Source organism: Nocardioides sp., from assembly GCF_035547795.1.
Lineage (GTDB): Bacteria > Actinomycetota > Actinomycetes > Propionibacteriales > Nocardioidaceae > Nocardioides.
In genome coordinates, this window is sequence record NZ_DASZUF010000143.1 from 1 (window position 1) to 10,185 (window position 10,185).

Genomic DNA, 10,185 nt, shown 5'->3' on the forward strand with positions numbered 1-10,185 from the left:
AAGGCCAAGAAGCATCACGCTGCCAAGCACGTCATCAAGAAGGACAAGCACAAGAAGAAGAAGGCCAAGAAGCAGCTGCGCAAGGTCACCACGCGCTACCGCAACGCGGCCGGTGGCGTGGGTCGGGCCAACGGCGCCCTGCTCGCCTGCCGTGCGGTGAACGGCCAGGGCGGCAGCGTCCCGCTCGGCGCTCCGATCGACGGTCCGCTGGGCACCACCCCGCTGGCCCCGCTCTGCTACTCGATCAACCTGCCGGGTCTGTGCACCACCGCCACCCCCGACCCGGGCCAGATCGCGGCTGACCTGGAGACCCTGATCAGCACGCTCACCAACGGCCTCAACCCGGCCACGCTGAGCGACCCGCAGGCGTTCTCCGACGCCCTGCAGGCCGGCATCGAGCAGATCGTCTCCGACCTCAACCCGGGTGGCGGCACGCTCCCGGCCGACCTGACCAAGACGGTCAACGACCTGGTGGACTCGCTGAGCGGCGTCCTGTTCGGCAGCGGCGTCAACCTGACCGACCCGACCTCGATCCTGAGCGCGCTGCAGAGCGCCCTCGGGAGCGTCCCCGGCGCCCCGTCGATCCCGGGCATCCCGGGTCTGCCCGACCTGACCTCGCTGAGCCCCTCGCAGCTCGGCGCGATCCCGGGCATCGGTCCGGTGCTGGTCGACCTGGTCGACACCCTGCTGGGTGGCACCGGCGGCCTGAGCAGCCTCGGGCTCTGACCGACTAGCAACAACCTGACGGTGGGGCCGTCCCTGGGAGACCAGGGGCGGCCCCACTGCTGTCACCTCGGGAATCCGGCGGGGACGGTACGACGTTGGAGTGGGCGTGATCGGACTCTGGATCGCCGTGGCGGCGGTCGTGCTGGCGCTGGGCTTCGGCGGCTACCGGCAGCTGCGCGACGGGCGTTTCCGCGGGAGATCCCGGCAGAAAGTGACCTCTCGACCCGCCGAAAGTGACCTCTCGACGCTGGGGGTGGAGGTGCCGGGGCTCGAGGCGCTGGGAGAGCGGGCCACATTGGTGCAGTTCTCCAGTGCGTTCTGTGCGCCCTGCCGGGCCACCCGGCGGATCCTGTCCGATGTCGCCCGAGTCGTGCCCGGCGTGGTTCATGTCGAGCTCGATGCCGAGATGCACCTGGAGACGGTGCGACGGCTGGGCATCGTGCGCACGCCCACCACGCTGATCCTCGACGCGACCGGCCGTGAGATCGCCCGCGCCGCCGGTGCCCCGCGCAAGGAGCAGGTGCTCAGCGCCCTGCCGTGATCGCCAGGTAGTGCGCGTCGTGCTCGATGCCGCTGGCGGCCCGGTGTCGCTCCACGGCGACCATCTCGGCCAGCAGTCCCTCCAGCGTGTACGACGGAGACCATCCCAGCGCCCTGATCGCCGACGCGTCACCGCCGACGCGCTGCGGGTCGGAGGGCCGCGCCTGGGCGGGGTCGAGGACCACGTCGACCGGTCGGCCGGCGGCCGCATAGGCGGCCTCGACGACATCGCCCAGCATCACCATCGTGCCGGTGCAGATGTCGGCGTCGACGGGCTCGGCGGCGCGCAGCAACAGCGGCATCGCGCGGACGTGGTCGGCGGCATGGCCCCAGTCCCGCCACACGTCCAGGTCGCCGAGCGCGAGCTGCTCGCCCCGGGCAGCCGCGCGGGCGATCCGGCGTACCACGAACGTGGCCGGGCGCAGCGGTGACTCGTGGTTGGCGAGCCTGCCAGCGACCGCGAAGACGCCCCGCGACCGGGCCTCGGCGACGAGCGCCTCGGCGGTCAGCTTGGAGGCCGCGTAGGGGCTGGAGGTACCGGCCTGGACCGACGAGGCCTGGAAGAAGCGGGCCGCGGGCCGGATGTGTCGGATCGCCGCCAGCATCCCCTCGACCGCGTCCGCGTTGACAGCGGCGGTGCGCTGTGGAGCCTGCCAGGAGAGCGCGACGGAGGAGAGCGCCGCGAGGTTGTAGACCTCGTCGACGTGCTGGCGGCGCAGCAGCGCGGCCACCGCGGCGGTGTCGGTCACGTCGAGCGGCACCACCTCGATGCCGGGCGCCTGGAGGTAGGCCATCGCGCGCGGGTCGGCCGGGTCGCGTACGCCGGCGAGCACGCTGACGCCGGCCGCGGCGAGGTGACGGCTGAGGTAGATCCCGTCCTGGCCGGCCGCTCCGGTGACCAGCGCCGTGGTCACAGGGCGGCGATGCTCTCGAGGTCCGCGTCGACCATCAGCCGGGCGAGCTCGCCGACGGTGGTCGACGCCTTCCAGCCCAGCTCCGCGGCCGCGCGGCTGGGGTCGCCGATCAGCTCGGGTACCTCGGCGGGGCGCTCGAAGCGCGGGTCGGTGTCGACGAAGTCGCGCCAGTCGAGGCCGACGTGGGAGAAGGCGAGGTCGCAGAAGTCGCGCACGGTGGTGCCCACGCCGGTGGCCAGCACGTAGTCGACCGGGCGGTCCTGCTGGAGCATGCGCCACATGCCCTCGGCGTACTCCTTGGCATAGCCCCAGTCCCGGATCGCGTCGAGGTTGCCGAGGGTGAGCCGGTCGGCGCGGCCCGCCCGGATGGCGGCGACCGCGCGGCTGACCTTGCGGGTCACGAACGACTCGCCGCGGCGCGGCGACTCGTGGTTGAACAGGATCCCGGAGACGGCGAACAGGCCGTAGGCCTCGCGGTAGTTCACGCACGCCCAGTGCGCGTGCAGCTTTGCGGCGCCGTACGGCGAGCGCGGGTGGAAGATGGTCTCCTCGTTCTGCGGCGGCGCGGTCAGCCCGAACATCTCCGAGGTGGACGCCTGGTAGAAGCGGGCCTCGGGCGCGTGCAGCCGGACGGCCTCGAGGAGGCGGATGACGCCGAGCGCGTCGGCGCTGGCGGTGTACTCGGGCATCTCGAAGCTGACGCCCACGTGCGACTGTGCGGCCAGGTTGTAGACCTCGTCGGGCCGGGCGGCGCGCACGATGTTGACCAGCGAGGTGGAGTCGGTCAGGTCGCCGTAGTGCAGGAAGAGCCGGTCGGCGTTGGCCGGGTCGAGGTGGAGGGGGTCGATCCGCTCGCGGTTGAAGCTGGAGCTGCGCCGGACCAGGCCATGGACCTCGTAGCCCTTGTCGAGGAGGAGCTCGGCCAGGTAGGAGCCGTCCTGGCCGGTGATCCCGGTGATGAGGGCGCGTTTCGTCACCCGTGAAGCATACGGACCCTTTTGATATCACTGGATCGATATCATCCGCACATCGGAGGTGGCCGCCGTGGAGCAGATCCTCATCCGCAACCTGCCAGCCGGAACCAAGGCCGCGCTCCGGGCGCGCGCCGCGCATCGTCGCCGCTCCGTCGAGGCGGAGGTGCGCGAGATCCTCGCCGAGGCGCTTGCGCGCGAGCCTGTGACGATCGTCGACCTCGTGAGTATGGACGAAGAAGGTGCCGACATCGAGTTCGAGCCCCGGCGTCTCGGCCTGGCTTCGCGCACTCCCGAACTGTGAGCCGGGCCGTGGCTTACGTCTTGGACACCCACGTCGTCTCGGCGCTGCGCGTCCGTGGGCGCCATCCGACGGTGGAGAACTGGGCCGTGTCGATCCCGGTGGCCGACCAGTTCGTCACCGCTATGACCATCGCCGAGATCGAGCGCGGCGTGGTCGCCAAGGAGCGATCGGACCGAGTGCAGGGAGGGGTTCTCCGGCGATGGTTCGAGGAGCGCGTCCTGACCGCGTTCGCGGATCGGGTGCTGTCGTTCGACGTGGCGGCGGCGCGCGTCCTTGCCGGCTATCGGGTGCCGGAGCATGCGCCCTTCGACGACGCCCTCGTCGCCGCGATCGCGCAGGCGCACGAGATGACCGTCGCGACGCGAAATACGCGGCACTTCGAGCCGCTGGGTGTTCCCTGCGTCGATCCCTGGATCTAGCAGATCTCAACATACGGACAAACGTCTCATATTCCGAGAGTCGAGTTTCGTCGCGCGCGCAAAGCCGCCTACAGTCGACCTCGTGCTCACGACCATGCTGACCAGGCGCCGCGCAGTGGACCACTGCCGCGTGCGCTCGTCGCTGTGTCGAATGCCGGCCTGACGGCCGCGTAGCCCGCTCCGCGCACGGCGAGAGCCGGCGGCGGTCGTCGTGACCCGCTGTCAGCCCACCTCGACTCTTGGAGCACCCATGTCCAGCACCGCCACCCTGCCGCGTACGTCGCCGGCCGGCATCGACCCACGCGGCCCGCAGTTCGCCGCCGGGGTCACCTCGGTGGTGCTCATCGCGATCCTGCTGCTGCCCACCACGGCCGCCGTGGTGGTGACCGCCGTGCAGGCGGTGCTGTTCGCGACCGGCGCGACACGCGGCGTGCAGCGCACGCCGTACTCGTGGTTGTTCCGTGCCGCGGTGCGGCCACGGCTGGGGCGGCCGGAGGAGCTCGAGGACCCGGCTCCGCCGCGGTTCGCGCAGGCGGTGGGCTTCGTGTTCACCGCGATCGCGCTGGTCGCCTTCCTCGCCGGGGCACACACGCTCGGGCTGGTGGCCATCGGGCTCGCGCTCGTCGCGGCGCTGCTCAACGCGGTCTTCCGCTTCTGCCTGGGCTGCGAGCTCTACCTGATCATCAAGCGATTCACCCACTGAGTTTCACCAAGGAAAGGCAACATCATGACCCGCGAGAACGCACTCGTCTCCGCCCAGTGGGTGGAGGACCACCTGGACGACCCGAAGGTCGTGCTCGTCGAGGTGGACGAGGACACCACGGCGTACGACAAGGGCCACATCAAGGGCGCCATCAAGCTCGACTGGACGACCGACCTGCAGGACCAGGTCCGTCGTGACTTCGTCAACAAGCAGCAGTTCGAGGCGCTGCTCTCGAGCAAGGGCGTCGCCAACGACGACACCGTCGTGCTCTACGGTGGCAACAACAACTGGTTCGCGGCTTACGCCTACTGGTACTTCAAGCTCTACGGCCACCAGGACGTCAAGCTGCTCGACGGCGGTCGCAAGAAGTGGGAGCTCGACTCCCGCGAGCTGGTCGCTGACGAGGTCAGCCGCCCGGCCACGACGTACACCGCGCAGGAGCAGGACCACTCCATCCGGGCGTTCCGCGACGAGGTCGTCGAGGCGATCGGCACCAAGAACCTGGTCGACGTGCGCAGCCCCGACGAGTACGCCGGCCGGCTTCTCGCCCCGGCCCACCTGCCGCAGGAGCAGGCTCAGCGTGCCGGCCACGTGCCGACCTCGATCAACGTCCCGTGGTCGAAGGCGGCCAACGACGACGGCACGTTCAAGTCCGACGAGGAGCTGCGCGAGCTGTACGGCGCGGCCGGCCTGGACGACTCCAAGGACACCATCGCGCTGTGCCGCATCGGTGAGCGCTCCTCGCACACCTGGTTCGTGCTCAAGGAGCTGCTCGGCCACCAGAACGTCAAGAACTACGACGGCTCCTGGACCGAGTACGGCAGCCTGGTCGGCGTTCCGGTCGTCCTCGGCGACGAGCCCGGGGAGGCCTGACATGTGCGGTGCGGTCGAGGGCGGGCTCTCGCTCGCCGGGGTCAACGTCGCCAAGGAGGCGGTGATCCAGGGCCAGGTCGTGCGCGACGGCGCCCCGGTCGGCAACGCCTACGTGCGGCTGCTGGACAAGTCCGGTGAGTTCACCGCCGAGGTGCCGACGTCGGCCAGCGGTCACTTCCGGTTCTTCGCCGGCGAGGGCGAGTGGACGCTGCGCACCCTGGCTCCTCGTGCCGACGCCGTGGACCGGAAGGTGTACGCCGCGGTCGGCAACGTCGCCGAGGTGACGATCACGCTCTGAATCGAGCTAGGAGGGCTCCCCGATCGATCGGGGAGCCCTCTCTTTTCCTGCTCATCAGTCGGCCGAGGGTTGCGCTAGAATTCTGATCATGGAAACGCGGCCCCTGGCCGAGGTGCGTCAGGACCTCTCGAAGTTCGTCGATGAGGCGGTGCGGACCCATGCGCGCTTCGACATCACGCGCAACGGAAAGCGGGCGGCCGTTCTGCTCTCCGCAGACGACTATGACGCGGTCATGGAGACGCTGGAGGTTCTCGCGGATGCGGAGCTCGTCCGGCAGGTGCAGGAGTCACTCACCTCGGACGAGGCGGATGTTCCCGGCGAGCAGGTCTACGCCGAGTTCAAGGCTCGCCGGCCGCACGGTGCCGCTTGAACCGTGGCCTATCGCATCGCGTTCAGGCCCGCGGCCCGTCGTGCCCTCCACTCTCGACTGCCGGAGCCGGTGGCCGCCGCTTGCGTCGAGTTCATCTTCGGGGCACTCGCCGACAACCCGCACCGGGTGGGCAAGCCTCTGCGCGCTCCCTTGGAAGGCATTCACTCGGCTCGCCGTGGAGAGTACCGGGTCCTCTACACGATCGACGACGGAACGGTCACCGTACTGATCATCGCGGTCCAGCATCGGTGGGATGCCTACGGCCTCTGACTGGTCTGGGCCAGGCGTTACCGTGTCCATGGGCCTACTCGTAAGTAGCACAACAGGGTGGTCTGGACCGGGCCGGCGATCGGGCTCGGATTCGGGACCCATATCCTGTGAATTCTTGAGATCCACGTCATGAACATGCAGTGGTGTGGTCTCCTTGACGCACCAACGTGACTATCACCGGCCGCCCTCGGGGTGTCCGGCAGGAGGAAAACTGATGAAGAAGCTCATTGCCGGCCTGTTCACGGCGCTGGCGCTGACCCTGGGCCTCGTGACCGTTGCCGGTACGGCTCCTGCATCGGCTGACCAGTACGGTCCGGCCCCCGTCACCACCAACGTCGTCAAGCAGGTGAACAAGGCCGTCAAGGCCAAGGGTCACATCAAGGCGAAGAAGGCCAAGAAGCTCATCAAGAAGGTGAAGGCTGCCAAGAAGGCCGGCCTCATCTCGAAGGCGAAGGCCAAGAAGCTCATCAAGAAGATCAAGAAGGACGAGAAGTGACCTTCTGAGTCTTCTTGCGGACGGGTCCCCGGTCTCCGGCCGGGGACCCGTCTCGTCTGAGGCCAGTGGTCCGGATCGAGTAGTCGAGCAGTAGGAGAGACGTGCGGGTCAAGCACCCCTGGCGGTGGGCATCGGGCGCCGTCGCCGCCGTGATCGCCGTCATCGTCGGGTACGCCGGCTGGCTGGTGTGGGATGCCGCTCATCACCTCAAGGCCGCCGCGAGCGAGGCGAGCGCCATCAAGGCCGCCGCCCTCGGCGATGACCCGGCGAAGATCGCCTCCACGATCCACGACTTCAGCGGTCATGCCCACGGTGCCGCCAAGGCGACCGGTTCACCGGTGTGGAGCCTGATGACCCACCTCCCGGTCTTCGGCGACGACGCCCGCGGTGTGCGCGCCGCCAGCCAGGTGGCCGACGACCTCAGCCGCGGCGCGCTGACCGAGCTGGCCGGCACGGTCGGCGACATCGACGCCGTACTGCCGCAGAACGGCGGCGTGGACCTGGCCAAGGTGCAGAGCCTGGTCAAGCCCGTGGCCGACAGCGACGCCGCGCTGCAGCGGGCCAAGCGACAGCTGGCCGCGCAGGACCCGAGTGGCTATGTCGGGTCGCTGAAGCTGCGCTACCGCGACCTACAGACCAAGGTCGACGACGCGGCCAGCGCGATCGGCGTCGCCGACCGGGCGCTCAAGGTGCTGCCCCGGATGCTCGGCGCCGACGGCCGGCACAACTACCTGGTGATCATGCAGAACAATGCCGAGATCCGCGCGACCGGCGGCCTGCCCGGCGCGGTCAGCCTGATCACCGCCGACAATGGCAAGATCACGATGGGTCGTGAGCTGGCCGGCAACTCGTTCGGGGAGGCGCCGCAGGAGGTGCTGCCGCTGCAGCCGGCCGAGGAGAAGATCTTCGGCAAGAACCTGGGCCGCTACTTCCTCGACGCCAACCTCACGCCCGACTTCTCGCGCAGCGCGGACCTGTGGAAGGCGCGCTGGGAGCAGACCCAGCCGGAGAAGATCGACGGCGTCATCTCGCTCGACACCGTCACGCTCTCCTACCTGCTCGACGCTCTCGGCCCGGTCGACGTGGACGGGGTCCACCTGACCAGCGACAACGTCGTGGACGAGCTGCTGAGCAAGGTCTACGCGCAGCGGCCCAACCCGGCCGATCAGGATGCGTTCTTCGGTCAGGTCGCCAGCACCGTCTTCCAGCGGATGACGACGTTCTCCGGCTCGAAGCGGGTGCTGTTGCAGGCGCTGCAGCGCGCGGCCGACGAGCACCGCATTCTGATCCACGACTTCCACAGCGACGTCCAGGGTGACCTCACCGGTACGGCGGTGGCGGGCGAGCTGACCGCGAACGCCCCGAAGACGCCGCAGGTCGGCGTCTACTTCGCCGACGGCACGCTGTCGAAGATGAGCTACTACCTGCGCTACAGCACGCATGTCAGCGCGACCTCGTGCGTGAACGGCGTACAGACGCTCTCCGGCACCCTGACGCTGCGATCGACGGCGCCGAAGGACGCGAAGACGACGCTGCCGGCGTACGTCTTGGGGACCGGCAACGCGCTGCCGAAGTCGTCGGCCGGCGACATGCTCGTCGCGGTCTACGTCTTCGCGCCCGAGGGCGGCGCGGCGAGCAAGTTCGACGACAACGACCTCGACTTCGACCAGTTCACCGCCGAGCTCGACGGCCGGCAGGTGATCGGCACCTGGGTGCTGCTCGAGCCGGGGCAGGCTCAGGACCTGAAGTGGACGATGACCTCCGGCAAGGGCCAGACCGGCGACACCTCCGTCGCTGTCACGCCCTCGATCGCCGCCGGCAGCTCGTCCTCGACGGTCGCGACCGCGTGCTCGTGATCCCTCAGTCTTCAGCAGTACCAGGAATGGATGGAGTGCTCGAATGGAGTTGAGCGACTACCTCAAGGTGGTTCGCCGTCGCTGGGTGTCGATCGTCGTGGTCACGCTGATCTGCACCGTCTTGGCAGTGGCATACACGCTCCTGCAGACCAAGCAGTACGCGTCGAGCGCGCGGCTGTTCGTCTCGACGACCGCCGCCGACTCGGAGAACGCCGGGACGATCAACGCCGGCGGCCAGTTCTCGGTGCAGCGGGTGCAGTCCTACGCCGGGATGATCAACAGCCGTTCGTTGGCGCAGACGGTGATCCAGAAGCTCGACCTCGACATGAAGCCGGCCGAGCTCGCCGATGAGGTGAAGGCGTCCGTCGCGGTCAACACCGTCAACCTGACGCTGACGGTGACCAACCCGGACCCGCACCAGGCGCAGAAGATCGCCCAGGCGTACGCCGAGTCACTCACCGACCTGGTGCGTCAGCTCGAGACGCCGCCGGGGCAGACGGAGGCCCCGATCAAGGCCACGATCGTGGACAACGCGTCGTACTCCGATGTCCCGGTCTCCCCGAAGCCGACTCGCAACGTCGGCCTCGGCATCGTGCTGGGCCTGCTGCTCGGCTTCGGCCTCGCGGTGCTGCGGCAGACGCTCGACACCCGGGTGCACTCGGCGGAGGAGGTCAGCGAGATCACCGAGAAGCCGGTGCTGGGCGCGATCGGCTTCGACCCGGAGACCAAGGACACGCCACTCATCTCGGATCTGCCGTCGCACTCGCCGCGGGCGGAGGCGTTCCGGGTGCTGCGGACGAACCTGCAGTTCGTCGACGTCGACACGCAGAACAAGGTGTTCGTGCTCTCCTCGGCCGTCCCGGCGGAGGGCAAGACGTCCACCTCGGTCAACCTGGCGATCAGCCTGGCCCAGGCGGGCGTCAAGACGCTGCTGATCGAGGGCGACCTGCGTCGTCCGCGCGCGGCCTCCAGGCTGGGGCTCGACGACGCCATCGGCGTGACCAGCGTGCTGGTCGGGAAGGTGAAGTTCGCCGACGCGCTCCAGCACGACGAGAAGGCCGGCCTCGACTTCCTCGCCGCCGGCCCCATCCCGCCCAACCCGGCCGAGCTGCTCCAGTCCAACGCGATGGCCGACCTGCTGGCGACGCTCCGCAAGACCTACGACGTCGTCCTCATCGACGCCCCGCCCCTGCTGCCGGTCACCGACGCCGCCCTCCTCGCCCGCCAGGCCGACGGCGCCATCTTGGTGGTCAAGCACGGCACAATCACCCGCGACCAGGTCAGGCTCTCGGTTCAGCGGCTCGAGCAGGTCGACGCGCGGCTCGTCGGCGTGGTGATGAACATGCTGCCGATGAAGGGCCGCGGCGGCTATGGGTATGGATATGGCTATGGGTACGGGTATGCCCCCGACGGCTCGTCTTCCAAGGGATAGGCGTTGGGTCTGT

13 protein-coding genes and 1 pseudogene are annotated in these 10,185 nt (G+C 69.1%); 12 read left to right on the forward strand and 2 right to left on the reverse strand.

Going from position 1 to position 10,185, the window contains the following annotated elements; translation table 11 throughout:
• Positions 1–726 (forward strand): annotated as a pseudogene (locus VHA72_RS09660) (hypothetical protein); the annotation flags it as partial.
• Between the two features lie 106 nt (positions 727–832).
• The gene (locus tag VHA72_RS09665; protein ID WP_325574640.1) at positions 833–1,267 is read left to right on the forward strand and encodes a TlpA family protein disulfide reductase; all 435 of its coding nucleotides are present in this window, start codon (positions 833–835) and stop codon (positions 1,265–1,267) included.
• On the opposite strand, the gene VHA72_RS09670 is transcribed toward VHA72_RS09665, so the two are convergent.
• Entirely contained in the window at positions 1,251–2,180 is a 930-nt protein-coding gene (locus VHA72_RS09670; protein ID WP_325574642.1) for a GDP-mannose 4,6-dehydratase, read from the reverse strand. The genes VHA72_RS09665 and VHA72_RS09670 overlap by 17 nt on opposite strands.
• Positions 2,177–3,157, reverse strand: coding sequence for a GDP-mannose 4,6-dehydratase (gmd, locus tag VHA72_RS09675; protein ID WP_325574644.1), 981 nt, complete (start codon positions 3,155–3,157; stop codon positions 2,177–2,179). The genes VHA72_RS09670 and gmd overlap by 4 nt, the downstream gene beginning before the upstream one ends.
• A gap of 67 nt (positions 3,158–3,224) precedes the next feature.
• Between gmd and VHA72_RS09680 the strand changes: the two genes are divergently transcribed.
• The 10 genes from VHA72_RS09680 to VHA72_RS09725 all read left to right on the forward strand — a co-directional run bounded on the left by VHA72_RS09680 (position 3,225) and on the right by VHA72_RS09725 (position 10,172).
• The gene (locus tag VHA72_RS09680) at positions 3,225–3,455 is read left to right on the forward strand and encodes a FitA-like ribbon-helix-helix domain-containing protein (protein WP_325574645.1); all 231 of its coding nucleotides are present in this window, start codon (positions 3,225–3,227) and stop codon (positions 3,453–3,455) included.
• 8 nt (positions 3,456–3,463) lie between these two features.
• Positions 3,464–3,874 carry a type II toxin-antitoxin system VapC family toxin gene (locus tag VHA72_RS09685; protein ID WP_325574647.1) on the forward strand — a complete coding sequence of 137 codons (411 nt, stop codon included), beginning with the start codon at positions 3,464–3,466 and terminating at the stop codon, positions 3,872–3,874.
• 250 nt (positions 3,875–4,124) lie between these two features.
• A complete protein-coding gene (locus VHA72_RS09690; RefSeq protein WP_325574649.1) occupies positions 4,125–4,577 on the forward strand; it encodes a DUF4395 domain-containing protein in 453 nt (150 codons plus the stop codon).
• 24 nt (positions 4,578–4,601) lie between these two features.
• Positions 4,602–5,450, forward strand: coding sequence for a sulfurtransferase (locus VHA72_RS09695; protein WP_325574651.1), 849 nt, complete (start codon positions 4,602–4,604; stop codon positions 5,448–5,450).
• 1 nt (position 5,451) lies between these two features.
• Entirely contained in the window at positions 5,452–5,748 is a 297-nt protein-coding gene (locus tag VHA72_RS09700) for a DUF1416 domain-containing protein (RefSeq protein ID WP_325574652.1), read from the forward strand.
• 88 nt (positions 5,749–5,836) lie between these two features.
• Positions 5,837–6,118: a type II toxin-antitoxin system Phd/YefM family antitoxin gene (locus VHA72_RS09705; RefSeq protein WP_325574654.1), complete on the forward strand. Its 282-nt coding sequence runs from the start codon at positions 5,837–5,839 to the stop codon at positions 6,116–6,118.
• 3 nt (positions 6,119–6,121) lie between these two features.
• Complete coding sequence (locus VHA72_RS09710; RefSeq protein ID WP_325574656.1) at positions 6,122–6,388, forward strand: type II toxin-antitoxin system RelE family toxin; 267 nt, start codon at positions 6,122–6,124, stop codon at positions 6,386–6,388.
• Between the two features lie 214 nt (positions 6,389–6,602).
• On the forward strand, positions 6,603–6,884 hold the full coding sequence (locus VHA72_RS09715) for a hypothetical protein (protein WP_325574658.1): 282 nt from the start codon (positions 6,603–6,605) through the stop codon (positions 6,882–6,884).
• Between the two features lie 101 nt (positions 6,885–6,985).
• Entirely contained in the window at positions 6,986–8,740 is a 1,755-nt protein-coding gene (locus VHA72_RS09720; protein ID WP_325574660.1) for a DUF4012 domain-containing protein, read from the forward strand.
• A gap of 43 nt (positions 8,741–8,783) precedes the next feature.
• Positions 8,784–10,172 (forward strand): tyrosine-protein kinase domain-containing protein, encoded by a 1,389-nt coding sequence (locus VHA72_RS09725; protein ID WP_325574662.1) that lies wholly within the window; start codon positions 8,784–8,786, stop codon positions 10,170–10,172.
• The last annotated feature ends 13 nt before the right edge of the window (positions 10,173–10,185 follow it).

Bases quoted from the DNA above. Each gene is read 5' to 3' on its own strand.
- VHA72_RS09705 (WP_325574654.1), top strand. From the start codon at position 5,837: ATGGAAACGCGGCCCCTGGCCGAGGTGCGTCAGGACCTCTCGAAGTTC.
- VHA72_RS09690 (WP_325574649.1), top strand. From the start codon at position 4,125: ATGTCCAGCACCGCCACCCTGCCGCGTACGTCGCCGGCCGGCATCGAC.
- VHA72_RS09725 (WP_325574662.1), top strand. From the start codon at position 8,784: ATGGAGTTGAGCGACTACCTCAAGGTGGTTCGCCGTCGCTGGGTGTCG.
- VHA72_RS09700 (WP_325574652.1), top strand. From the start codon at position 5,452: ATGTGCGGTGCGGTCGAGGGCGGGCTCTCGCTCGCCGGGGTCAACGTC.
- VHA72_RS09695 (WP_325574651.1), top strand. From the start codon at position 4,602: ATGACCCGCGAGAACGCACTCGTCTCCGCCCAGTGGGTGGAGGACCAC.
- VHA72_RS09715 (WP_325574658.1), top strand. From the start codon at position 6,603: ATGAAGAAGCTCATTGCCGGCCTGTTCACGGCGCTGGCGCTGACCCTG.